This is a genomic window from Massilia sp. NBRC 108631 (assembly GCF_059704565.1).
The window spans coordinates 111,233-135,568 of the sequence record NZ_BAAKJE010000168.1 but is presented as its reverse complement, the minus strand read 5'-3'; the positions used below and the strand labels follow the sequence as shown (position 1 = coordinate 135,568).

The window sequence follows — 24,336 nt, the reverse complement described above, 5'->3', positions numbered from 1 at the left end:
AAAAGCCGCCGCAGCCCGGGCAGGGCATTGCGGCGGCTTTTCACGGCGCCGGATTACTTCAGCGACGCAAATACTCTCCGCGCTGCCGCGATGGTTTCGTCGATCACCGCATCGTCGTGCTGGGCGGAGACGAATCCCGCTTCGAACGCCGCCGGGGCGAAATAGACGCCCTGGTCCAGCATGGCGTGGAAGAAGGTATTGAATTTGGCGCGGTCGCCGGCCATCATTTCAGCGTAGTTATTGGGCGGTACCTCGCTGAAATACAAACCGAACATGCCGCCTTCGGCATCGGCGCAGAAAGTCACGCCGGCTTCTTTGGCTGCTGCGGTTAATCCGGCCGCCAGGCGTTTCGCCGAGGCGGCCAGTTTGTCGTAGAAACCAGGCTGCTGGATAATCTTCAGCGTGGTCATGCCGGCAGCCACCGCCACCGGATTACCCGACAAGGTGCCGGCCTGATAAACCGCGCCCAATGGCGCCATTTTGCCCATCAGTTCCGCGCTGCCGCCGAACGCCGCCACCGGCAAACCGCCGCCGATTACTTTGCCCAGCGCGGTCAGGTCCGGTTTAATGCCATACAGTTCCTGCGCGCCGCCCAGGCCTACGCGGAAACCGCACATCACTTCGTCGAATATCAGTATCGCGCCGTGCTTGGTGCACAAATCGCGCAAGGCTTGCAGGAATGCCGGCGTACCTTTAATCAGATTCATATTGCCCGCCACCGGCTCCACAATAACGCAGGCGATGTCGGAACCGAAATTGGCGAATGCCTCGGTAATCTGTTCCACATTGTTATAGTCCAGCACCAGGGTGTGCTTGACGAAATCTTCCGGTACGCCGGCCGACGTTGGATTGCCGAAAGTCAGCAAACCGCTGCCGGCTTTCACCAATAAGGAATCGGCATGGCCGTGATAGCAGCCTTCGAACTTGATAATCTTGTCGCGGCCGGTGGCGCCGCGCGCCAGGCGCAGCGCGCTCATGGTCGCTTCGGTGCCGGACGACACCAGGCGCACCTGCTCGATCGACGGCACCAGGCGGCAGATCTCTTCCGCCATCTCGATTTCAGCTTCGGTCGGCGCGCCGAAGGACAGGCCGCGCGTGGCCGCTTCCTGCACTGCCTTCACCACGTCCGGATGCGCATGGCCGACGATGGCCGGGCCCCAGGAGCCGATGTAATCTATATAACGCTTGCCGTCCGCATCCCAGAAGTAGGGGCCTTCGGCGCGGGTGATGAAACGCGGCGTGCCGCCCACCGAGCGGAAAGCGCGCACCGGTGAATTGACGCCGCCGGGTGTGGTTTTCTGGGCGCGCGCGAACAGCGTGTCGTTCTTCGATTCAGTCGTCATGATGTCTCTTTGCTAAGTTGGAGTGGACCGGAAGGTCCGGTTGGGCACCAGCTTGCCCATGCCGTAGCGTTGCGCATGGGCCAGCGCGCCCTGGGTATAGTCCTGTGCCAGTGCGACGGCGGTCGGCGTGTCCGCGCCGCACGCCAGATAGGCGGCGATGGCGGCCGACAGCGTGCCGCCCGCGCCGAGGAAGGGGCCGGGCAAGTGCTGCCAGGCGTCGTGCCGCACGATGCCGTCGGCGCCGTACAGCGTGTTGGCGCGCACCGCGTCGCCATGGCCGGCGCCGGCCGGAGTGCCGGTGACCAGCACGAATTCGCAGCCCAGTTCAATCAGGTAGCGCACATCGTCTTCCAGCGAGGGCTCGCCGTTGCCGTCCGGGCTGCCGTCCGCATTGCCATCCATCTCGCGCCAGGTCTCGGCCAGGCGGCCCAGTTCCACCTGCGACAGCATCAGCACCGACGCCTGCGGCACCAGCAGCTGGCGCACGATGGTGAGCAATTCGTCGGCGTCCTCGCCCGCATCGGGCAGGCGCGAACTGAACGGATCCAGCACCAGCGGCGCGTCCGGATAGTCCGATACGATTTCGGCAATGGCCGAGGCGTGCTCCATGTTCTGCAGCGCGCCGATCTTGAAGGCCGACACTTGCGCGTCCTCGAGCAGCACGCGGGCCTGGTCGGAGACCCAGTCCGGATCGGTCTCCTGCAAGTCCTCGATGCGGGCGCTGTCGCCGATCAGCAACGCGGTGGTCACGGCCAGGCCCTGGCAGGCCAGGGCGGAAAACACGGCCAGGTCGGCGGTCACGCCGGCGGCGCCTACCGGATCGACGGCGCCGAATGTCAGGATAAGGGGAGAAGTTTGGTTTTGCACGGCTGGTAGATTAAGATACCTGATTCGGCATTTTACTTGATAGAAGGTGACACAACGTGAGTAGCAATGATACAACGCAGGCATACCAAACCTGGATGTGCCTGATCTGCGGCTGGATCTACGACGAGGAAGCCGGCCTGCCGGAAGAAGGTATCGCACCGGGCACGCGCTGGGCCGATGTGCCGATCAACTGGACCTGCCCGGAATGCGGCGCCCGCAAGGACGATTTTGAAATGGTGGCGATTTAAGCTATCGTGTCGGTACATCCCGGTGAATGAATATGACGACTACGCCGCAAGCGACAGGTTTGAAGATCATGGTGATCGACGATAGCAGCACCATTCGCCGGTCGGCCGAGATATTCCTCAGCCAGGCCGGCTACCAGGTGGTGCTGGCCGAAGACGGCTTCGAGGCCCTGGCCAAGATCAACGACCACCACCCGGCTCTCATCTTCTGCGACATCCTGATGCCGCGCCTGGATGGCTACCAGACCTGCGCCCTGATCAAGAAGAGCGCCAAATTCCATGCCACGCCGGTCCTGATGCTGTCCTCCAAGGATGGCCTGTTCGACCGCGCGCGCGGCACCATGGTCGGCTCGGCCGCCTACCTGACCAAACCATTTACCAAAGACAGCCTGCTGGCGGCCGTGCGCGAGCATACCGCAGGCGCGGCGGGGGTCTGAAGAACAGCGAGGGCATTATGGCCATACAAAGAATACTGATCGTCGACGATTCGCCGACCGAGCGCTACTACCTGACCGACATCCTGGTCAAGAACGGCTTTTCCGTTTCCACCGCCGAAAACGGCGAAGAGGCGCTGGTGAAAATCAAGGCCGACAAGCCCCAGCTCATCTTGATGGACGTGGTGATGCCCGGCGCGAACGGCTTCCAGGTCACGCGCTCCATCGCGCGCGATCCTGACCTGCAGGACGTGCCGGTGATTATCTGTTCCAGCAAAAACCAGGAAACCGACCGCATCTGGGGCTTGCGCCAGGGCGCCAAGGATTACCTGGTCAAGCCGGTTGACGCGGCCGAACTGCTGGCCAAGATCGCCGCCCTTGGCGGCTAAGCGATGAGCAGCGCCGAGACTGGACTGCCCACCCCCTCCGGCGCCGAGCGCCGCAGCCGGCTGCGCCGTTACCAGGCGCAGCTGCTCGAGCGCATGCATGACGCGCAAAGCGGCGGCAGCGCCGCCGGGCGCGAGCTGGGCGTGCAGTTCGGCGCCAGCCGCTGCCTGCTGGACCTGACCCAGATCGGCGAGATCGTGCCGTGGCAGCCGGTCAGCCCGGTGCCGCTGGCGCAGGACTGGTACCTGGGCCTGGCCAATGTGCGCGGCCAGCTCACCGGCATCATCGATTTCGCGCGTTATCTCGATTACGCTGCCACCCCTCCCGCGGCGGACAGCCGCATCATCACATTCGCGCCCGGCCTGGGCTTCAACTGCGCGCTGCTCAGCGCGCGGGTGCTGGGCCTGCGCAAGCTCGACGACATGACGCCGGCGCCGCTGGCGGACGACGTTCCATCCTGGTGCGTGCAGCAGTTCCTGGACCAGGAAGGACAGCTGTGGTCGCGGCTGGACCTGGCCCTGCTGGTGCAGGAAGAAAGGTTCCTGCACGTCGGTCTGTAATACTTTTGCAAATGAGGGACGGTGTAATGGGATTCATCAAGAATTTGTTCGCACGCTCCAAGCAGGACGCGCTCCAGGAAGCGGCCCCTGATTCGGAATTCGCCAGCTATGGCGCCGGAAGCGGGGCCGCTGCGGCGCCGTCTGCTGCTGCATCGCTTGCCGCCTCGGCTGCGGCCGCAGCGCGGCCGGCCCACGTAGACGTCCCGGCCGCATCGTCCGACGCCGACAGCGGCGAGGCCAGCGCACCGCTGCGCCTGCGCGACGCGCTGCGCCGCCGTGGCAGCGGCAGCGTGGCGGACACCGCCCCCGGTATCAAGCTGCCGCTGATCGGCCACCTGCCCGCACAGCGCCAGCTCAACATCCTGTCGACCGCGCTGGCCGCCTGCATCCTGCTCAGCGTGGGCGCGGTCGGCCTCAACATCCGCAACAGCAGCATCACCTCGGCCCAGACCCAGATCGCCGCCGATGCGCTGATGCACTCGCAGCGCGTCGGCAAGGCCGCGCCCAACGCGGTGCAGGGCAATCCGGAAGCGTTCCGCCAGCTGGAGGACAGCCGCAAGGAACTGAACCAGGACTTCAAGCTGATGCAGGCCGGCGGCGCCTACCAGGGCCGCAACGTGGGCTCGCCGAACGCCGCCATGGCCAGCGCCGTGGCGGCCGCGCGCAAGGTGTGGGACACCTCCGAGCGCTCGGCCGACACCATCCTGCGCCTGAAACCGGAGCTGACCGGACTGGAGAAAACCCTCAAGCAGCTGGACCGCCTGTCGCCGGACCTGCTGGAGCAGACCGAAGCGATTGCCGCGCTCAAGCTGCTGCGCGGCGGCACGGCGCGCGAGATGGCCGCCCTCGGCAAGCTCACCATGCTGACCCAGCGCATGAACCGCAGCGTCAGCGAATTCATCACCGCCGGCGGCATCAGCGCGGAAACCGCCTTCCAGCTGGGGCGCGACATCACCGTGTTCCGCAACACGGTGGACGGCTTCCTCAACGGCAGCGAGGCGCTGGCCCTGCCGGCCACCCGCGACGCCGAGCTGCGCACCTTGTTTACCGAACTGAAAACCCCGTTCGAAACCTACCAGCAGCTGGTCGGCTCGGTGCTCGACAAGCTCGATAAATTCACCGCCGCCAAGGTGGCCGAACAGCAGATCTTCAGCGAAAACGAAGCATTGCGCGAACGCCTGGGCGCCGTACTGACGGAATACCGCGCGCAGCAGGATTCGCTCACGCTGAGCTTCTGGCTGATGGTGGCCGCCGGCCTGCTCACGCTGCTGGCCGCCGCCGCCATCGGCCGCGTGCTGCTGCAGGACTCCAACAACCGCACCCGCGGCGCCGACCGCCGCCGCCAGGAAGCGGAAGCCATGCGCCTGCAGGCGCAGCGCAAGGAGGAGGAAGCCAAGGCCATGAACGACCAGAACCAGGCCGCGATTCTGCGCCTGATGAACGAACTGCAGGAAGTGGCCGACGGCGACCTGACGGTGCAGGCCACCGTGTCCGAGGACATCACCGGCGCCATCGCCGACTCGGTCAACTACACGGTGGAAGAGCTGCGCGGCCTGGTCGGCCGCGTCACCACCACCGCCGAGCAGGTCACCTCCGCCTCCAGCCATGCGCAGAATATCTCCAGCGACCTGCTGCTGGCGTCGCAGCAGCAGTCGCGCGAAATCCAGGACGCCAGCGCCACCGTGGTGAAGATGGCCAACGAGATCACCGAGGTGTCGAAATCGGCCTCCGAATCGGCCGACGTGGCGCGCCAGTCGGTGGCGGCGGCGCGCCAGGGTTCGACGGCGGTGGAAAACGCCATCAAGGGCATGCACGAGATCCGCGAGCAGATCCAGGAAACCTCCAAGCGCATCAAGCGCCTGGGCGAATCGTCGCAGGAGATCGGCGAGATCACCGAACTGATTTCGGACATTACCGAGCAGACCAACGTGCTGGCGCTGAACGCCGCCATCCAGGCCGCGTCGGCCGGCGAGGCTGGACGCGGCTTCTCGGTGGTGGCCGAGGAGGTGCAGCGCCTGGCCGAACGCTCCGGCGATGCGGCCAAGCAGATCGGCGCGCTGGTGCGCACCATTCAGACCGACACCCACGACGCGGTGGCGGCAATGGAAAAGTCCACCCAGGGCGTGGTCGAGGGCGCGCGCCTGTCCGACGCGGCCGGTGCGGCGCTGTCGGACATCTCGCAGGTGTCCAACCGCCTGGCCGAGCTAATCCAGGGCATCTCCTACGCCACCGGCATGCAGGCGACATCGGCCAGCGGAGTAGCGCAGAATATCCAGCATATCCTGTCCGTCACCGAGCAGGCGCAGGACGGCACCCAGCAAACCGCGCAGTCGATTCACAAGCTGTCCATGCTGGCGCAGGAACTGAAAAACTCGGTTTCGCGCTTCCGCATCTCGGCATCCTGATTATTTTGAAAGCCCCAGCATGACCAAACCTGATTTTCCGACCGCAGCGCAATTCGACACCGGCCCCCTGTCGTGGGTGATGGTGGAAATCCGCGAGGCGCTGGTCCGCTCCAGGACCGCCTTGTTCGAGGCGGGCGGGCGGGCGCCGGAAGACCAGGCCACCTCGCTGCAGCACGCGCGCAGCCATTTGCACCAGGCGCACGGCGCGCTGCACATGGTGGACGTGGACGGTGTGGAAGTCATGACGCAGGCCGCCGAGGAGGCGCTGGAGCGCTTCAAGTCCGGCGCGCTGAAATGCAGCCCGGACAACGCGCAGACCGTGGCCAATCTGTACCAGGCACTCACCGAATACCTGGAGGAGCTGCTGGCCGGTGCGCCGTTCCAGCCGGTGCGGCTGTTCCCTTACTACCGCGCCCTGCAGGAAATGCTGGGCGCCGAACGCATCCACCCGGCCGACCTGTTCTTCCCGGACCTGTCGCTGCAGGCGCGCATGCCCGCCCCGGCCTCGGCTGGCGCCGGCGCCGCCGATTATCCGGCCTGCCGCCAGCGTTTCGAGCGCGCCTTGCTGCCCTACCTGAAAAGCACGGACGCTGCGGCCCAGCAAACCCATGCGGCAGCGCTGCGCGACGCGGTGGCGCAAGTGGCGGACGCGCAGCAGGACCCCAAGGCGCGCACCTTCTGGCTGGTGCTGCAAGGCTTCGCCGAGCTGGTGGCGGCCGGCCACCTGGAAGGGGGACTGTATGTAAAGCAGCTGTTCGGCCTGATCAATTTGCAGATGCGCCGTCTCACGCAGGGCACCCCGGCGCTGCCGGACGCCATGCTGCGCGAAGCGCTGTTCTTCATCGCCACCGTGCTGGCCGGCCCGCATGCGGACGACGTGTCGCCGCTGGTGCTGCACCTGGGCAGCGTATTCGGCCTGGACGGCGCGGTGCCGAAGGATTACGAAGCGCGCCGCTACGGCCAGATCGACGCGGAGGTGCTGGCCCGTGCGCGGCAGGCCATGGCCGAGGCCAAGGCGGCCTGGCAGCACCTGTCGGAAGCGGTGATCGATCCGGCGCTGGACGAGGCCTTCGGCCAGGCGCTGGCGGTGGTGGCCGTCACCAGTGACAAACTGGGCATGGCGGCGCTGGCCACGCTGATGCGGCAACTGGCCGAAGTGGCCAATGCCGCCATCACTGCCGGGCGCAGCGAAGCGCTCGCGATGGAAATGACCACCGCGCTGCTGTTCGCCGAGCACGGCCTGGAACACATCCGCCACCTGCCGGACGACTTCTCGGTGCACGCCGACACCATCGCCGAGCGCCTGAAGGCGCTGCTGGCCGGCGGCGAGGCGCCCGATCCCGCGCAGTGGCAGGGCGGCCTGGCGCAGCAGATGCAGCAGGACGACACCGTGGCGGCGCTGGCGCTGGAAATGAAGACCGGCCTGCGCCAGGTCGAAAAAGTGCTGGACGAGTATTACAGCGATCCGTCGCTGCGCGCGCCGCTGCAAGGCCTGGACAGCGTGCTGCACCAGCTGCAAGGGGCGCTGGCCATCCTGGACCAGGACGACGCCATGCGCGCCGCGCTGCATGTGAAAGGCGAGGTGGCCAAACTGGCTTCCGGCCAGGACGACGCGGCCCTGGAGTCCAGGCAACTGGACGACATTGCGCAGAACGTTGGTGCGCTGGGCTTCTTCGTCGACATGCTGGCGCAGAACGCGGCCGCCGCGCGCGAGCGCTTTGCGTTTGACGAAGGGGAGGGCACCTTCCGCGCCGTGCCGTTCAAGAAACTGGCCGCCGCCGGTCTGGTGCCGGTGCCCGTGCTCGAAGAAAAGGTTTCGCCCACTACTTCGCCGACGCCCGCGCCGGCGCCCGAACCGGCGCCTGAAGCGAGCGACGCGGCGGTCGAAGCGGAGCTGCTGGAGATCTTCATTACCGAAGCGCAGGAAGTGCTGGAGTTCGTCCGCGGCACGCTGGCCAGGCCGCGCGCGGAAGCCGGCAGCGCCGAAAATCTCGCCATGCTGCGGCGCTCCTTCCACACGCTCAAGGGCAGCGGACGCATGGTGGGGCTGAACCAGTTCGCCGAAGCTGCCGCCAGCATCGAGCGCACCATGAACGTCTGGCTGGCCGAAGAGCGTCCTGCAACGGAAGCCCTGTTCGGATTGCTCGAATACGCCGCGCAGGACATGTCTGCCTGGGTAGCCGAGCTGATTGCGCAAGGCGTCTCCAGCCGCAGCGCCGACGCGCTCGGCGCCGCTGCCGCCCGCGTCCAGGAAGGCGCCCCGTTCGAGCCGCCCGCCGCGATCGATGCCCCTATCGCCACGCCGCCGGGCGCCGCCGCTGATATCGCCGCCACCCCGCCACTGGACAGCGCCGCCGATACCTCCGCCGGGTTGCCTCAAGCAGCCGAAGATTCCCCGCCCGCCACCGATGACGCCGTCGTCGCAGACGCTTCCGCAGCAACGCCGCCAGCGCCCGCCGAGCCGGAAGAGGCCGTGCCGGCCGCAGACGCTGCGTCCGCCACCGACGTCATCCCCGAAGACACGCTGGCAGCCGGCGCGCCGCCCGTTCCATCCCGCGAGCCTGTGCCATCGAACGGCAACGTGATCGAATTCCCGACCACCGCCGTGCCGCTGGTCCCGCCCGAGGAAGACAACGTCAAGCACATCGGCGCGCTGACCATCCCGCTGCCGCTTTACAACATCTACCTCGCCGAAACCGACGAGCTGGTGCGCCTGCTGGCGCGCGACTTTGGCGAGTGGCGCCATGAGGCGCGCCGTCCGGTCAATCCCGAAGCGCTGCAAGCCGCGCATACGTTGACCGGCACCTCCGGCACGGTGGGCTTCAAATCACTGCGCGATTTGGCCCACGCGCTGGAGCAGACGCTGGAAGGCCTGCAAGCCCCTGCGCCGCACCTCGACCATGCCCAGCACGACTTGCTGGACTTCGCCGTCGAACGCATCCGCCAGATGCTGCAGAGCTTTGCGCTCGGCGAGGTCGCGCCCGAGCAGCCGGAGTTGATCAGCGCCCTGCACAAGCTGCGCGACGAACTGTCCGTCCCGGCCGGCGCCAGTCCCGACCTGGACGAGCGCCTCGACACGCTGTTTGCCGCCGCCGGCGAAGGCATGCCCGCCGAAGCCGACGCCGCATTCGCCGCCGCTGGCGCGGGCGACGCGGCAGCCGCCGGCCTGGAGGACCCGGCCGCCAAACTGGACGCGCTGTTCGCCGCCGCCTATGAAAGCTTGATCGCCAGCCCACCGCCGGCCTCCGATTTCGCCAGCCGCGCTCCGGCCGGAAGCGGCTCGGCGCCGAATCCATCCGCCCCCGTCGCACGCGACGACTTCGACGACCTGTTCGACTCCGCCTTTGACGACGCCTTCGCCGCTCCGTTGTCGCAAATCGCCGCCCCCACCGAAGCCGAATCCCTGGCCGACGCCGAAGCTCCCGCCTCCGTCGAGCCGCTGCCGGCAGCAAGCGCCGACGCGGCGGCCCCCGCCGCCGGCGCTGTCGCCGAAGTGGGCGCCGAAGCCGAACGGGTCGCCGACGCTACCGAAGCGGAAGCTGCCGAAGCGGAAGCTGCCGCCGCCGGGCCGGACACCGCCGTTCCCGAACCTGAAGCCGAGCCGGACGTCGTCGTTATCCCGCTGCCGGAAGCGCCCGCCGAATTGTCGGGCGCCGCACCCGCGGGCTTCCATGACGAACTGGACGCCGACCTGCTGCCGGTGTTCCTGGAAGAGGGCGCCGACTTGCTGCCGCAAATCGGCCAGTCGCTGCGTACCTGGCAGCGCAACCCGGCCGACTTCAGCCACGCCCACATGCTGCAGCGTGTGCTGCACACCGTGAAGGGCAGCGCCCGCATGGCCGGCGCCATGCGCCTCGGCCAGCACGCGCACGAGATCGAGACCCATATCGAAAACATGGTGCACGCCAACAGCGCGTCGCCCCAGGCGTTCGAGGAACTGCTGGCCCACTACGACCACGCGCTGGTGCTGTTCGAACAGCTCCAGCACCCGGCCGCGCTGGCCGGCGCCGCTGCCGGCCACCCCGTGCCCGATGCAGCCTCAGGCCGTGCCGCAGCCGAAGCCGCTGCATCGCTTCATGCGGACAGCGTGCCAATGCCCGACGCCGCCGCAGCCGAAGCCGGCGCCCCACCGCGCGCAGCAGCACCCGCCCCGCGCGCCGCGCCCGCCGACGAAGGCGACCCCGCCGCCCGCTCACCGCTGGTGCGCGTGCGCGCCGACATCCTGGATCGCCTGGTGAACCAGGCCGGCGAGGTCTCCATCACCCGCTCGCGCCTGGAAAACGAAGTTGGCACGCTGCGCACTTCGCTGGCCGACTTCTCGGACAACCTCACCCGCCTGCGCCGCCAGCTGCGCGAGATCGAGATGCAGGCCGAATCGCAGATCGCCTCCCGCATGGCCATTTCCAGCGACCGCGAATTCGACCCGCTTGAGTTCGACCGCTTCACGCGCCTGCAGGAACTAACCCGCATGATGGCCGAAAGCGTCAACGACGTGGCCTCTTTCCACGAAAGCCTTACCCGCAGCGTGGACAGCGCCAGCGGCGACCTGGCCCAGCAAGCGCGCATGACGCGCGACCTGCAGCGCGACCTGATGCGCGTGCGCATGGTGCCTTTCGCCAGCATCTCCGAACGCCTGTTCCGCGTGGCGCGCCTGAGCGCCAAGGAAATGGACAAGCGCGTCAACCTCGACATCCGGGGCGGCGCGGTTGAAATCGACCGCAGCGTGCTGGAACGCATGGCCGCCCCGTTCGAGCACCTGCTGCGCAACGCCATCGTGCACGGTGTGGAAAGCCGCGCCCAGCGCAGCGCGGCCGGCAAGGATGAAACCGGCGAGCTGCTGGTGCAGGTCAGCCAGCAAGGCAACGAAGTGGTGCTGGAGTTCAGCGACGACGGCGCCGGCCTGGACCTGGAGCGCATCCGCGACAAGGCGCGCCGCATCGGCCTGCTGCAAGAGGGCGAACATCTGAGCGATGCCGACACGGCCGGCCTGATCTTCGAGCCAGGCTTCTCCACGGCGGACGCGCTGACCGAACTGGCCGGCCGCGGCGTGGGCATGGACATCGTGCGCTCCGAAGCGCAGGCCCTCGGCGGCCGCGTGGACACCGCCACCGAAAGCGGCAAAGGCGTGCGCTTCACCATCCACCTGCCGCTCACGCTGGCCGTCACGCAGGTGGTGCTGCTGTCCGCCGGCGGCCGCACTTACGCGCTGCCGTCGACGCTGGTCGAACAGGTGCTGCAGATGAAGGAAAGCGCGTTGCATGACGCGCGCGGCAAAGGCCACGTGACACTGCAAGGGCAGCAATCGGCGCTGCACTACCTGCCGGCGATGCTTGGCCTGGCCAAACCGCAGCCGCCGGCGCAGCGCTCGGCGCCGGTGCTGATGCTACGCAGCGGTAACGACCGCGTGGCGCTGCAAGTGGATGAAGTGGTGGGCAACCGCGAAGTGGTGGTCAAGAACATCGGCCAGCAGCTGGCGCGCATGCCCGGTATTTCCGGCGCCACCGTACTGGGTTCCGGCGAGATTGTTCTGATTTTGAATCCGGTGGCGCTGGCGCAGCACCTGGCCGCGCGGCCGGACCTGGTGGGACGGCAGGACGGCGCTGCCGCCGCTGCCGGCGACGCTGTTCCGGCCTGCGCCCCGGCGGCCCCGGGCGCGCTGGGCAGCACCATCATGGTGGTGGACGATTCGCTCACCGTGCGCCGCGTGTCGCAGCGCCTGCTGGAACGCGAAGGCTACCGCGTGCTGCTGGCCAAGGACGGCCAGGACGCGCTGGAGCAGATGCAGGAAGGGCGCCCGGACCTGATGCTGGTCGATATCGAAATGCCGCGCATGGACGGCTTCGACCTGACCCGCAACGTGCGCGGCGACGAGCGCACCAAGGACATCCCCATCATCATGATCACATCGCGCAGCGCGGACAAGCACCGCAACTACGCCATGCAGCTGGGGGTGAACGCCTACTTTGGCAAGCCGTTCCAGGAGCCGGTGCTGCTGGGCGCGATCGAGGGACTGCTGGCGGACCAGCGGCGCGTAATCGCACCCGCGTAGCAGTACGCTAACCCGGCCTACGGAGTACGGGCCGTAACCCGCCCAAGCGCGTCATCCGGCTTTAACCACCGCGTAGCGCTCCAGGGTGCGTTTGCGAGCCTCGTCGTGCATCACCAGCGGCTCGGGATAGTTGTCCCCGAGGCGTACGCCCTTGTCGGCCAGCAGCATGCGCGGCGCCAGCCACGGCGCGTGGATTTCCTTGCCGTCCAATTGCGCCAGCTGCGGCAGATAGCGCTTGATGAACTTGCCCTCGCTGTCGAACTTCTGCGACTGCGTGACCGGGTTGAAAATGCGGAAGTAGGGCTGCGCATCGCATCCCGACGAGGACGCCCACTGCCAGCCGCCGTTGTTGGCCGACAAATCGAAGTCGTTCAGGTGCTGCGCAAAATACGCCTCGCCGCGGCGCCAGTCTATGCCCAGGTCCTTGATCAGGAAGCAGGCCGTCACCATGCGCAGCCGGTTGTGCATGTAGCCGGTGCGGTTCAACTGCAGCATGGCCGCGTCCACCAGCGGATAGCCGGTGCGGCCGTCGCACCAGGCCGCGAACAGCACGTCCGCCTCCGGCCCGGTTTCCCATTCGATGGCGTCGTACGCCGGCTTGAACGACGCTCCCGCCACATGCGGATGGTGGTACAGGATCATCATGTAGAACTCGCGCCAGATCAGCTCCGACAGCCATACCGCGCCGCCTTCTCCCGCCAGGCCGCGCGCCGACAGCTCGGACACCGTGCGCACCAGGTGCCGGATCGACACCGTGCCGAAGCGCAGGTGCAGCGACAGATACGACGGCCCCTTCACGGCCGGGTAATCGCGCGCCGTGCCGTAATCGGCCACCCGCGTCAGGAAGTCCCCGAACAGCTGCGCGCCGCCGCTCATGCCGGCCGGGATCTTCAGCTCGGCCAGGTTGGTGGGTTCGAAGCCCAGCTGCGCCAGCGTGGGCAGGGCGGACGTGGCGTCCGGCCCGCAAGGGGGCGCCGGCGCGAAATGGGCCGCCAGCGGCTCCACCGGCAGCGCCGCCAGACACTCCGGCTCGGCCAGCATCTTTTTCAGCCAGGCGTTCTTGTACGGCGTGAACACCGAAAACGGCGTGCCCGACTGCGACAGCACTTCGCTTTTCTCGAACACCACCTGGTCCTTGAAGGTGAAAAAGGGCCGCGCATCGGCCGCCAGTGCCTTGGCCACGGCATCGTCGCGGGCAATGGCTGCCGGTTCATAGTCGTGGCTGGCGAACACCGCGTCCACCGCCAGCGCGGCCGCCAGGCGCGGTATTTCCTGCTCCGCCACCGCGTGCCGCACGATCAGATGCCCGCCCAGCTGTTGCAATTCCGCCGCCAGTTCCGCCACGCAGGCGTGGATGAATTCCACCCGCCGGTCCGCGCGCGGCAGGCTGTCCAGGATGGTCTTGTCAAAAATGAAAGCGCAATGCACGCGTTCGCTGCGTTGCAAGGCGTGGTGCAGGGCAGCATGGTCGAAAGCGCGCAGGTCGCGCCGGAACCACACCAGCGAAGTAGTCAGTGTCATGGGATTGCCAAACTCGTGTGCCGGGTCAAGACCGGGGCCGATTTCCGGCCTAATATAGGGGTGCGGCAGCACCGGAAGTGGCCGCAACGGCGTTTCATAGTAAACTATCGCCTGAACCATTATAAAAGAACACCCGCAGCCCAGCAGAGAGAGCAACGCGTATGAAGAAAACTAAAGCTGGTCACGCTCTGCCCGCTCCCGGCCGACTCCAGGAGCCGGATGATCCGTTGGCGCCCGCCGCGTCCAAGGACCCCGCCGCGCTGAACCTGGCGAATCACTTCCTGATCGCCATGCCCGCCATGCAAGACCCCGTATTCGGCGGCACCGTCGTCTACGTGTGCGAACACAACGAAAACGGCGTGCTTGGCGTGGTCATCAACAAACCCACCGACATGACCATGCAAGTGCTGTTCGAGCGCATCGACCTCGAGCCGGCGCCCAGCCTGGCGCCCGCTATCGTCGATGAACCCATCATGTTCGGCGGTCCGGTGCAAGACGACCGCGGCTTCGTGCTGCACACGCCCGGCGCCCGCTACTCGTCGTCGCTGACGGTGACCGACGACGTGGCCTTCACCACCTCGATCGACGTGCTGGAAGCGGTGGCGCGCGGCGCCGGCCCGGAACGCATGCTGGTATCGATCGGCTACTCGGGCTGGAGCCCGGGCCAGCTGGAAGACGAAATCAGCCGCAACGGCTGGCTCACGGTCGGCGCCGACGCCCACATCCTGTTCGAGGTGCCGGTGGAGGAGCGCTATTTCGCGGCCATGAAGCTGCTTGGCTTCGACCCGCTGATGCTGGCGTCCGAAGCGGGCCACGCCTGATGCGGTGCTGAGCGTGGAGCAACTCGACACCATCCTCGGCTTCGATTTCGGCATCAAGCGCATCGGCGTTGCCATCGGCAACAGCGTGCTGCGCCAGGCGACGCCGCTGGCGGTCATTGCCAGCATCGGCAACGACGCGCGCTTCGGCGAAATCGCCGAACTGATCAAGCAATGGGAGCCGACCCGCTTCGTGGTCGGGCTGCCCAGCCATCCGGACGGCACCGCGCACGACATGACCGCGCGCTGCCGCAAGTTCGCCAACCAGCTCAACGGCCGCTTCAACCTGCCGGTGGTGCTGGTCGACGAGCGCTACTCGTCGGCCGTCATCCCGGCCAAGCGCGGGGAGGTCATCGACGACCGCGCCGCCTCCATCATTCTGCAACAATACTTTGACGAATATGTCCCTACCAACTAACCCCACCGCGCCGGCCCCGCTGGACGCGGAAGCGCTGTACGCCGAGTTGCTGCAGCAGGTGAAGGCCGGCCTGGCCGACGCCCACGAACCGGCCATCGTCGGCATCCATTCCGGCGGCGCCTGGCTGGCCGAGCGGCTCGCGGCCGACCTCGGCCTGTCGGCGCGCTGCGGCGTGCTGGACGTGTCCTTCTACCGCGACGACTTCGCGAAGAAGGGCCTGCCGGCCGAAGTGAAGCCGACCCAGATCGGCTTCGACGTGGCCGGCGCCACCCTGCTGCTGGTGGACGACGTGCTCTACACCGGCCGCACCACCCGCGCCGCCATCAACGAGCTGTTCGACTACGGCCGCCCGGCGCGCATCATGCTGGCCGCGCTGGTCGACCGCGGCGAGCGCCAGTTGCCGGTGGCCGCCGACTTCGTCGCCGCGCGGGTCGCGGTGCAGCCGGGCCAGGCGCTGCGCCTGAAACGCAGCGACGCCGGACAATTCACGCTTACCATCGAAAACGACCATGCTTAATCCGCAACTGAACAAACACGGCGAGCTCCAGCACTTGCTGTCGATCGAGGGACTGCCCAAGTCCATCGTCAACCACATCCTGGACACCGCGTCCTCCTTCGTCGGCGTGTCCGACCGCGAAGTGAAGAAAGTGCCGCTGATGCGCGGCAAGAGCGTGTTCAACCTGTTCTTCGAGAACTCCACCCGCACCCGCACCACCTTCGAGATCGCTTCCAAGCGCCTGTCGGCGGACGTGATCAACCTGAACATCCAGGCGTCCTCGGCCAGCAAGGGCGAATCGCTGCTCGACACCATCGACAACCTGTCGGCCATGCACGCCGACATGTTCGTGGTGCGCCACTCGCAGTCCGGCGCCCCCTACCTGATCGCCAAGCACCTGAACGACCACAAGCAGAACCACGTGCACGTGGTGAACGCGGGCGACGGCCGCCACGCGCACCCGACCCAGGGCCTGCTGGACATGTACACCATCCGCCACTACAAGAACGACTTCACCAAGCTGACGGTGGCCATCGTCGGCGACATCCTGCACAGCCGCGTGGCCCGCTCCGATATCCACGCGCTGACCACGCTGGGCGTGCCGGAAGTGCGCGCCATCGGCCCGCACACGCTGCTGCCGGGCGGCCTGGAGCAGATGGGCGTGCGCACCTTCACCAATATGGACGAGGGCCTGAAGGGCGTGGACGTGATCATCATGCTGCGCCTGCAGAACGAGCGCATGAACGGCGCGCTGCTGCCGTCGGCGCAGGAATATTTCAAGAACTACGGCCTCACGCCGGAGCGCCTGGCGCTGGCCAAGCCGGACGCCATCGTGATGCACCCGGGTCCGATGAACCGCGGCGTGGAGATCGACTCCGCCGTGGCCGACGGCCCGCAGGCGGTGATCCTGCCGCAGGTGACGTTCGGTATTGCAGTCCGCATGGCGGTGATGAGTATTCTGGCAGGGGCGAAGGAATGAAACTGGTAATCAAGAACGGCCGCGTGATCGACCCGGCCAACGGCGTGGACGGCGTGCAGGACCTGTACATTGAAGACGGCAAAATCGCTGCGCTTGGCAGCGCGCCTGCGGGCTTCGTCGCCGAGCACAGCGTCGACGCCACCGGCCTGGTGGTGGCGCCCGGCCTGGTCGACCTGGCCGTGCGCCTGCGCGAACCGGGCTACGAATACAAGGCCACGCTGGAATCGGAAATGCAGGCCGCCATGCAGGGCGGCGTCACCAGCCTGGTGTGCCCGCCGGACACCGACCCGGTGCTGGACGAGCCGGGCCTGGTGGAAATGCTCAAGCACCGCGCGCGCCGCCTGAACCAGGCCCACGTGCACCCGCTGGGCGCGCTCACCATGGGCCTGAAGGGCCAGTCCATCACCGAGATGGCCGAGCTGACCGGCTCCGGCTGCATCGGCTTCTCGCAGGCCGAAGTGCCGGTGGAAGACACCACCGTGCTGCTGCGCGCGCTGCAATACGCCAAGACCTTCGACTACACCGTCTGGCTGCGTCCGCAGGACGCCCACATCGGCCGTGGCGGCGTGGCCCACAGCGGCCCGCTGGCTTCGCGCCTGGGCCTGTCGGGCGTGCCGGTGATGGCCGAGACCATTGCCCTGCACACCATTTTCGAACTGATGCGCGCCACCGGCGCCCGCGTGCACCTGTGCCGCATCTCCTCGGCCGCCGGCCTGGAACTGGTGCGTGCCGCCAAGGCTGAAGGCTTGCCGGTCAGCTGCGACGTGGGTGCCCACCACGTGCACCTGACCGACGCCGACATCGGCTTCTTCGACTCCAATGCGCGCGTCACGCCGCCGTTCCGATCCCAGCGCGACCGCGACGCCATCCGCGCCGCCGTGCTGGACGGCACGGTGGACGCCATCTGCTCCGACCACACCCCGGTCGACGACGACGAAAAGCTGCTGCCCTTCGGCGAAGCCTCGCCGGGCGCCACCGGCCTGGAACTGCTGCTGTCGCTGGCGCTGAAATGGGCCGACGACTACGCCGCCGCGCAGCCGGGCATGCAAGAGGGCGGCGCGCTGGCGCTGGCCATCAGCCGCATCAGCGCCGATGCCGCGCGCGTGTCCGGCCTGGACCGCCTGGGCGCGGGCCAGCTGGGTGTCGGCAGCGTGGCCGACGTCTGCATCTTCGACCCGGCCGTGCGCTGGACGGTGGACGGCAGCGCGCTGGCCAGCCAGGGCAAGCACACGCCCTTCCTCGGCTACGAGCTGGCAGGGCAAGTGCAAGCCACCCTGGTTGCCGGCCGCGTCGCCTACCAGCGCAACGCCCGCTGACTGCCGCAGGGTTGAACATTTTGCTTATTTTCCGCTTGCTGCGGATGGTGTTGCACGTGCTGTACGGCATGGCCGTGTGCGCCACCATCTTTCCGTGGATCGGCGTCGAGGCGCGCAACCGCCATATCCGGCGCTGGTCGCGCACCTTGCTTGGCATCTGCAATGTGACGGTGGAGATGGCGCCGGACAGCGCCCAGCCGCTGGAGCACGCCATGATCGTCGCCAACCACGTGTCGTGGCTCGATATCTTCGTGGTCGATGCGCTCTATCCCTGCCGCTTCGTGGCCAAGGCGGAGATCCGCTCCTGGCCGCTGGCCGGCTGGCTGGCCGAGAAGGCGGGCACGGTGTTCATTGCGCGCGGCAGCAAGCGCGACCTGCGCAATATCTTCAAGGGCCTGGTGCACAGCCTGCAGGTCGGCGAGCGGGTGGCGTTCTTCCCGGAGGGCACCACCGCGCCGCAGGGTTCGCTGCTGCCGTTCCATGCCAATCTGTTCGAGGCGGCGGTGGACGCCAAGGTGATGGTGCAGCCGCTCGCACTCAGCTATTCGGACGCGTCCGGCGGGCATCATCCAAACGTGGACTTTATCGGCGAGACCACCTTTGCCGAGAGCGTGCTGGCCATCCTGCGCGGCTCGCCGGTGTGCGCGCGCCTGAAGTACATGCCGGCCATGGACGCCGCCGGCGGCCACCGCCGCGAACTGGCGCAGGCCGCGCACGACGCCGTCGCGGCCGGGCTGGGCATTGCGCCGCAGCCCGGCGGCTTGCGGCCGCACGCGGCCTAAGCTGCCCTGCGCCGGGGCCCACGGGCTGCGGGCGCGCAGGCGGCGGCAGGACGGCTTGGCGGGCGCCCGCGTAGCCGGCCGGCGCACCGCCGGCCTACTGTTTACCGGAATGCTCGCGGTACTCCGGACACTGCACCTGCATCAGCGACCGGTCGTCCAGGCACACGGCAGACAGGTAGCCGCCCCACACGCAGCCGGTGTCGAGCGCGATCAGCTTCGGTTTCAGCATCAGCCCCAGCGCCGACCAGTGGCCGAACACCACCGTCACGTCCTGCGTGCGCCGCCCCGGCACCTCGAACCATGGCATCAGGCCGCTGGCCGGATCGGCCTTGGCGCTTTCCTTCATCTTGAAATCCATCACCCCGTCCATGCTGCAAAAGCGCAGCCGCGTCAACGCGTTGACGATGCAGCGCAGCCGGGCCGGGCCGTGCAGCTCGTCGTGCCAGGCGTCCGGCTGGTTGCCGTACATCTGCGCCAGGAAGCCGGTCCAGGCGGCGCCGCGCAGCGCCGTCTCCACTTCCCCCGCCAGCGCCATCACCTGCGCCGCGTCCCACTGCGGCAGCACGCCGCCGTGCACCAGCAGGTGGCCGTCGCGCAGCATGGCCATGGGCCGCGCACGCAGCCAGTCCAGCAGTTCGGCGCCGTCCGGCGCTTCCAGGATGTGCTCCAGCGTGTCGGAACCGGAAGCGGGGCGGATGCCGTTGGCCACCGCCAGCAGGTGCAGGTCGTGGTTGCCCAGCACCGTGTCGATGCGGCCGTCGCTGGCTTGCGCCAGCGCGTGCACATAGCGCAGGGTGGCCAGCGAGTCCGGCCCCCGGTTAATCAGGTCGCCCGTAAACAAAATGGACGGCGCCTGTTCTTCCTGGGCAAGGATGCGGTCGACCAGGGCGACGGTCTGGTCGTGGCAGCCTTGCAGGTCGCCAATCACATAAGTTTTCATAAGTGTTGCAATTGAAGAAATAAGTTGTAAGCGGCGCTAAAATCTCGCGGAACCCGGCGAGTTTCACATAAAATCATGCCTATGACTAATTCAACGCTCTGAGCGGGATGCTAAATGATTTTTGTTACAGGCGGTGCGGGCTTTATCGGCTCTAACTTTGTACTCGACTGGCTGGCACAATCGGATGAGCCTGTCCTGAATTTCGACAAGCTGACCTACGCGGGCAATTTGAATAACCTGGCCACGCTGAAGAACGACAGCCGCCATGTGTTTGTGCGCGGCGATATCTGCGACCAGGCCCTGGTGCTGGAATTGCTGCGTACCCATAAACCGCGCGCCATCGTCCATTTCGCCGCCGAAAGCCATGTCGACCGTTCCATCCACGGCCCCGGCGAATTCATTAACACCAATATCAACGGCACTTTCAGCCTGCTCGAAGCGTCGCGCAGTTACTGGAGCGAACTGCCCGAAACCGGGCGCGCCGCGTTCCGCTTCCTGCACGTGTCCACCGACGAGGTCTACGGCACCCTGGGCCCGGAGGACGCGCCGTTTACCGAGACCACGGCGTACGCGCCGAACAGCCCGTATTCGGCTTCCAAGGCCGCCTCGGACCACCTGGTGCGGTCCTACCACCACACCTACGGCTTGCCCACGCTGACCACCAACTGTTCCAACAATTACGGCCCTTACCATTTCCCGGAAAAGCTGATCCCGCTGATCATCGCCAACGCGCAGGCGGGCAAGCCGCTGCCGATTTACGGCGACGGCCAGCAAGTGCGGGACTGGCTCTACGTGAGCGACCACTGCGCCGCCATCCGCCGCGTGCTGGACGGCGGCCGCCTGGGCGAGACCTACAATGTCGGCGGCTGGAACGAAATGGCCAACCTGGACGTGGTGCACACGCTGTGCGACATGCTGGACCAGCTGAAACCGAAGGCGGCCGGCAGCTACCGCGACCAGATCACCTTCGTCAAAGACCGCCCCGGCCACGACCGCCGCTACGCGATCGACGCACGCAAGCTGGAGCGCGAACTGGGCTGGAAGCCGGCCGAGACCTTCCAGACCGGCATCCAGAAAACCGTGCAGTGGTATCTCGACAACCAGCCCTGGGTGGCCGACGTGCAGTCGGGCAGCTATGCGAACTGGGTGGCAACCAATTACTTCAACCGGGACGGCGCGCAATGACCAATCCTGTCAGCAAGTCATCGGCCTCGCCCGTGAGCGGCCGTAAAGGCATCATCCTGGCCGGCGGTTCCGGCACCCGGCTGTATCCGGTTACCATGAGCGTGTCCAAGCAGCTGCTGCCGATCTACGACAAGCCGATGATCTACCATCCGCTGACCACGCTGATGCTGGCCGGCATGCGCGAGATCCTCATCATCTCCACGCCGCAGGACACGCCGCGCTTCCAGGACCTGCTGGGCGACGGCAGCCAGTGGGGCATCAAGCTGAGCTATGCGGTGCAGCCTTCGCCGGACGGCCTGGCGCAAGCCTTCATCATCGGCCGCGAATTCGTCGGCGACTCGCCGTCCGCGCTTATCCTGGGCGACAACATTTATTACGGCAACGACCTGGACGCCTTGCTGCGCAGCGCGGCCGAGCAGGAGTCGGGCGCCACCGTGTTCGCCTACCACGTGCACGACCCCGAGCGCTATGGCGTGGTGGAGTTCGACAAGGAGCGCCGCGCCGTCAGCATCGAGGAAAAGCCGGCGGCGCCGAAGTCCAACTACGCGGTCACCGGCTTGTACTTCTACGACAAGCAAGTGTGCGACATCGCCGCCGGCATCAAGCCGTCCGCGCGCGGCGAGCTGGAGATCACCGACGTCAACCGCGCCTACCTGGCAGCGCAGCAGCTCAACGTGGAGGTGATGGGGCGCGGCATGGCCTGGCTCGACACCGGCACCCACGAGTCGCTGCTGGACGCCTCGCAGTTCATCGCCACGATTGAAAAGCGCCAGGGCCTGAAAGTGGCTTGTCCGGAAGAGATCGCCTACCGCAAGGGCTATATCGACGCGGCCCAGCTGCGCAGCCTGGCCGAGCCGCTGAAGAAAAACAACTACGGCCAGTACCTGCTGCAAATCCTGGAAGACAAGGTCGTGCCGCGATGAAAATCCACGCCACCCCGCTCGCGGGCTTGCTGCTGATCGAGCCGACCGTGTTCGGCGACGCGCGCGGCTATTTCTACGAGAGTTTCAACGCGCGCCGCTTCGCCGAGCTGACCGGCGTGCAGGCCGGGTTCGTGCAGGACAACCACTCGCGCTCGGCCAAGGGCGTGCTGCGCGGCATGCACTACCAGATCCAGCAGCCGCAGGGCAAGCTGGTGCGGGTGACGGCCGGCGCCATCTTCGACGCGGTGCTGGACTTGCGCAAGAGCTCGCCGACCTTCGGCCGGTGGTATGGCGTGGAGCTGTCCGCGGACAACAAGCTGCAGCTCTGGATACCGCCCGGTTTCGCGCACGGTTTCACCGTCACCAGCGACATGGCCGAAGTGCAGTACAAGACCACCGACTACTGGGCGCCCGAATTCGAGCGCTCGGTGATCTGGAACGACCCGGCGGTCGGCATCGTCTGGCCGCTGGACGGCGAACCGCTGCTGTCGGCCAAGGACAAGGGCGGCGTGCCGCTGGCGCAAGCGGAAACTTTCCCATGAAGATATTGCTGACGGGCTGCAGCGGCCAGGTAGGCTACGAACTCGAGCGCAGCCTGCAGGGCCTGGGCCAGGTGGTGGCGGTGGACCGCAGCCGCATGGACCTGGCCGACCTGGACCAGGTGCGCGCCGTGATCCGCGCCGAGCAGCCGGGGCTGATCGTCAACCCGGCCGCCTACACGGCGGTGGACAAGGCGGAAAGCGAGCCGGAACTGGCCTTCCGCATCAACGCCGAGGCGCCCGGGGTCATGGCCGAGGAAGCGAAAAAGCTGGGCGCCGCGCTGGTGCATTACTCCACCGACTACGTGTTCCCCGGCAACGACCCGGCGCCGCGCGCGGAGGGCGACGCCACCGGCCCCATCAACGTCTACGGCGCCAGCAAGCTGGCCGGCGAGCAAGCCATCGCGGCGGCCGGCATTCCGCACCTGATCTTCCGCACCAGCTGGGTGTACGGCATGCGCGGCAAAAATTTCCTGCTCACCATGTTGAAACTGGCGCGCGAGCGCGACGAGCTGCGCATCGTGGCCGACCAGCACGGCGCCCCCACCTGGAGCCGCACCATCGCCGACGCCACCGCGTTGATCCTGGCGCAGGCCGCAGCCGCAGGCCCGGCGGCCGCGGCGGACTGGTGGACGCGCCATGGCGGCATCTATCACCTGAGCAGCCAGGGCCAGACCACCTGGTTCGAATTCACCCAGGCCATCGTCGAGCAGGCCGGCATCGAATGCCGGCTGCAGCCCATCACCAGCGCCGAGTATCCGGTGCCGGCGCGCCGGCCGCAGTATTCAGTGCTGTCTTCGCAGCGCCTGCAGCAGCAGTTCTGCCGGCTGCCGCACTGGCGCGACGCACTGGCCCTGTGCATGCGCTAGGCCTGGCGCGCAATTGTATCGAATGGTAAGCGCGGCGCGGCGCGCGGTGGTATTTGATAAAATCCTGCCGCGCGCTGCGTTCGCGCCTGGCTGGCCGCATTGCGGGTTAGCACGCGCTCCGGAATCTTGTATTGATAAATAATAATGTTTTCATTCTTAGTCAGCTTTATTGCGTCCGCGCTCCTGACCTTGCTGGTCATTAAAGAAGCGAAATTGCACGGACCGGCGCTTGATGCGGATTTCGGCGGCGTACAAAAAAACCACGCCCATTCGGTGGCGCGTATCGGCGGGCTTTCGATATTCTTTGCCGTCGCATTAAGCGCGTGCATCTCCATTTGGCGGGTGCCGGCCATGACCAGCTGGATGGTGTCGCTGATGGCCTGTTCCTTTATCGCCTTCGCCGGCGGCATCGTGGAAGATTATACGGGCAAGGTCAGCGCCATGCGCCGCCTGCTGTTGACCATGGCGGCCGCCTTGCTCGCCTATTTCCTGCTGGATGCCCGCCTGGACCGCATCGATTGGCCATTCTCCGTATGGCCGCTGGCCATCTGGCTGGCGCTGCCGCTGTCGGTACTGGCGGTGGCCGGTATTGCCAACGCAATTAATATTATCGACGGATTTAATGGCCTGGCCAGCGTGGTCACTATCTGCATGCTGCTCTCCCTCGGTTATGTGGCCTTGCAAGTAAATGATATGTTCGTGCTGGTGGCGGCGCTGATGGTGGCCGGCGCCACCGCCGGCTTCCTGATTTGGAACTACCCGGTCGGCCTGATTTTCCTGGGCGACGGCGGCGCCTACTTTATTGGATTCATGCTAGGGGAACTGGCGCTGTTGCTGGTGGTGCGCAACCCGCAGGTATCGACCTGGTACGCCGCGCTGCTGCTGATCTATCCGGCTTTTGAAACGCTATTTTCCGCTTATCGCCGCATGTTCGTGCGCGGCAAATCGCCGACCATGCCCGATGGCATACATTTGCATAGCCTGATATTCCGCCGCATCGTGCAATGGGCGGTGGGCCGCAAGGAAGGGCGCGCCTTATTGCGCCGCAATTCATTGACGTCACCTTATCTGTGGATGTTTTCGCTGATGGCGGTTATTCCCGCCACCGTGTTCTGGCGCCACACCTGGGTTTTGATGATCTTCTGCCTGTTGTTTATGACCAGCTACATCTGGTTATATGTGCGTATTGTGCGATTTAAAGCACCGCGATGGATGATACGGCACAAGAAACACTAGAAAATTTTACATTTTGTAGTATAT

Annotated in this window: 21 protein-coding genes; 17 read left to right on the top strand and 4 right to left on the bottom strand. The window is 66.6% G+C overall.

The genetic code is table 11. The features are described 5' to 3' along the window. Positions 1–53: 53 nt before the first annotated feature. Together hemL and thiD are read right to left on the bottom strand one after the other, a co-directional pair. Complete coding sequence (gene hemL / locus AC6H42_RS17870; protein WP_057153168.1) at positions 54–1,343, bottom strand: glutamate-1-semialdehyde 2,1-aminomutase; 1,290 nt, start codon at positions 1,341–1,343, stop codon at positions 54–56. Between the two features lie 12 nt (positions 1,344–1,355). After that, positions 1,356–2,210 (bottom strand): bifunctional hydroxymethylpyrimidine kinase/phosphomethylpyrimidine kinase, encoded by an 855-nt coding sequence (gene thiD, locus AC6H42_RS17865; protein WP_057153169.1) that lies wholly within the window; start codon positions 2,208–2,210, stop codon positions 1,356–1,358. 95 nt (positions 2,211–2,305) lie between these two features. Here thiD and AC6H42_RS17860 point away from each other — a divergent pair, with 95 nt between their 5' ends. From AC6H42_RS17860 to AC6H42_RS17835, 6 genes are read left to right on the top strand one after another with little or no spacing between them, the layout of a single operon-like run. Then, entirely contained in the window at positions 2,306–2,458 is a 153-nt protein-coding gene (locus AC6H42_RS17860) for a rubredoxin (RefSeq protein WP_057153170.1), read from the top strand. A 32-nt stretch (positions 2,459–2,490) separates the two neighbouring features. Then, positions 2,491–2,892, top strand: coding sequence for a response regulator (locus tag AC6H42_RS17855; RefSeq protein ID WP_057153667.1), 402 nt, complete (start codon positions 2,491–2,493; stop codon positions 2,890–2,892). A gap of 17 nt (positions 2,893–2,909) precedes the next feature. After that, positions 2,910–3,278, top strand: a complete 369-nt coding sequence (locus AC6H42_RS17850) for a response regulator transcription factor (protein ID WP_056393017.1) — start codon at positions 2,910–2,912, stop codon at positions 3,276–3,278. A 3-nt stretch (positions 3,279–3,281) separates the two neighbouring features. After that, positions 3,282–3,836 carry a chemotaxis protein CheW gene (locus AC6H42_RS17845; protein WP_057153171.1) on the top strand — a complete coding sequence of 185 codons (555 nt, stop codon included), beginning with the start codon at positions 3,282–3,284 and terminating at the stop codon, positions 3,834–3,836. Between the two features lie 26 nt (positions 3,837–3,862). Further along, positions 3,863–6,241, top strand: coding sequence for a methyl-accepting chemotaxis protein (locus tag AC6H42_RS17840; RefSeq protein WP_497548613.1), 2,379 nt, complete (start codon positions 3,863–3,865; stop codon positions 6,239–6,241). Between the two features lie 19 nt (positions 6,242–6,260). Next, positions 6,261–12,290 carry a hybrid sensor histidine kinase/response regulator gene (locus tag AC6H42_RS17835; RefSeq protein ID WP_497548612.1) on the top strand — a complete coding sequence of 2,010 codons (6,030 nt, stop codon included), beginning with the start codon at positions 6,261–6,263 and terminating at the stop codon, positions 12,288–12,290. Positions 12,291–12,341: 51 nt separating this feature from the next. On the opposite strand, the gene AC6H42_RS17830 is transcribed toward AC6H42_RS17835, so the two are convergent. Then, on the bottom strand, positions 12,342–13,811 hold the full coding sequence (locus tag AC6H42_RS17830) for a cryptochrome/photolyase family protein (protein ID WP_497548611.1): 1,470 nt from the start codon (positions 13,809–13,811) through the stop codon (positions 12,342–12,344). Positions 13,812–13,972: 161 nt separating this feature from the next. Here AC6H42_RS17830 and AC6H42_RS17825 point away from each other — a divergent pair, with 161 nt between their 5' ends. From AC6H42_RS17825 to AC6H42_RS17800, 6 genes are read left to right on the top strand one after another with little or no spacing between them, the layout of a single operon-like run. Beyond that, the gene (locus tag AC6H42_RS17825; protein WP_057153175.1) at positions 13,973–14,632 is read left to right on the top strand and encodes a YqgE/AlgH family protein; all 660 of its coding nucleotides are present in this window, start codon (positions 13,973–13,975) and stop codon (positions 14,630–14,632) included. A 13-nt stretch (positions 14,633–14,645) separates the two neighbouring features. Beyond that, positions 14,646–15,047 carry a Holliday junction resolvase RuvX gene (gene ruvX / locus AC6H42_RS17820; protein ID WP_373888152.1) on the top strand — a complete coding sequence of 134 codons (402 nt, stop codon included), beginning with the start codon at positions 14,646–14,648 and terminating at the stop codon, positions 15,045–15,047. Continuing rightward, on the top strand, positions 15,031–15,564 hold the full coding sequence (gene pyrR / locus AC6H42_RS17815) for a bifunctional pyr operon transcriptional regulator/uracil phosphoribosyltransferase PyrR (RefSeq protein WP_057153176.1): 534 nt from the start codon (positions 15,031–15,033) through the stop codon (positions 15,562–15,564). The genes ruvX and pyrR overlap by 17 nt, the downstream gene beginning before the upstream one ends. After that, positions 15,557–16,522, top strand: coding sequence for an aspartate carbamoyltransferase catalytic subunit (locus AC6H42_RS17810; protein WP_497548610.1), 966 nt, complete (start codon positions 15,557–15,559; stop codon positions 16,520–16,522). The genes pyrR and AC6H42_RS17810 overlap by 8 nt, the downstream gene beginning before the upstream one ends. Continuing rightward, positions 16,519–17,838 (top strand): dihydroorotase, encoded by a 1,320-nt coding sequence (locus AC6H42_RS17805; protein WP_057153178.1) that lies wholly within the window; start codon positions 16,519–16,521, stop codon positions 17,836–17,838. The genes AC6H42_RS17810 and AC6H42_RS17805 overlap by 4 nt, the downstream gene beginning before the upstream one ends. A gap of 11 nt (positions 17,839–17,849) precedes the next feature. After that, a complete protein-coding gene (locus AC6H42_RS17800) occupies positions 17,850–18,620 on the top strand; it encodes a lysophospholipid acyltransferase family protein (RefSeq protein ID WP_497548609.1) in 771 nt (256 codons plus the stop codon). A 94-nt stretch (positions 18,621–18,714) separates the two neighbouring features. Here the strand turns inward: AC6H42_RS17800 and AC6H42_RS17795 are convergent, their stop codons facing one another. Continuing rightward, a complete protein-coding gene (locus AC6H42_RS17795; protein ID WP_057153180.1) occupies positions 18,715–19,560 on the bottom strand; it encodes a symmetrical bis(5'-nucleosyl)-tetraphosphatase in 846 nt (281 codons plus the stop codon). A gap of 114 nt (positions 19,561–19,674) precedes the next feature. Here AC6H42_RS17795 and rfbB point away from each other — a divergent pair, with 114 nt between their 5' ends. From rfbB to AC6H42_RS17770, 5 genes are all read left to right on the top strand, one after another. Next, on the top strand, positions 19,675–20,745 hold the full coding sequence (gene rfbB / locus AC6H42_RS17790) for a dTDP-glucose 4,6-dehydratase (protein ID WP_497548608.1): 1,071 nt from the start codon (positions 19,675–19,677) through the stop codon (positions 20,743–20,745). Then, entirely contained in the window at positions 20,742–21,668 is a 927-nt protein-coding gene (rfbA, locus tag AC6H42_RS17785) for a glucose-1-phosphate thymidylyltransferase RfbA (RefSeq protein ID WP_057153182.1), read from the top strand. Before rfbB ends, rfbA begins: the two co-directional genes overlap by 4 nt. Continuing rightward, positions 21,665–22,210: a dTDP-4-dehydrorhamnose 3,5-epimerase gene (gene rfbC, locus AC6H42_RS17780; protein WP_057153183.1), complete on the top strand. Its 546-nt coding sequence runs from the start codon at positions 21,665–21,667 to the stop codon at positions 22,208–22,210. The genes rfbA and rfbC overlap by 4 nt, the downstream gene beginning before the upstream one ends. Next, positions 22,207–23,076 (top strand): dTDP-4-dehydrorhamnose reductase, encoded by an 870-nt coding sequence (rfbD, locus tag AC6H42_RS17775; RefSeq protein WP_057153184.1) that lies wholly within the window; start codon positions 22,207–22,209, stop codon positions 23,074–23,076. The genes rfbC and rfbD overlap by 4 nt, the downstream gene beginning before the upstream one ends. A 144-nt stretch (positions 23,077–23,220) precedes the next feature. Then, positions 23,221–24,312: a glycosyltransferase family 4 protein gene (locus tag AC6H42_RS17770; protein ID WP_057153185.1), complete on the top strand. Its 1,092-nt coding sequence runs from the start codon at positions 23,221–23,223 to the stop codon at positions 24,310–24,312. Positions 24,313–24,336: the final 24 nt, after the last annotated feature.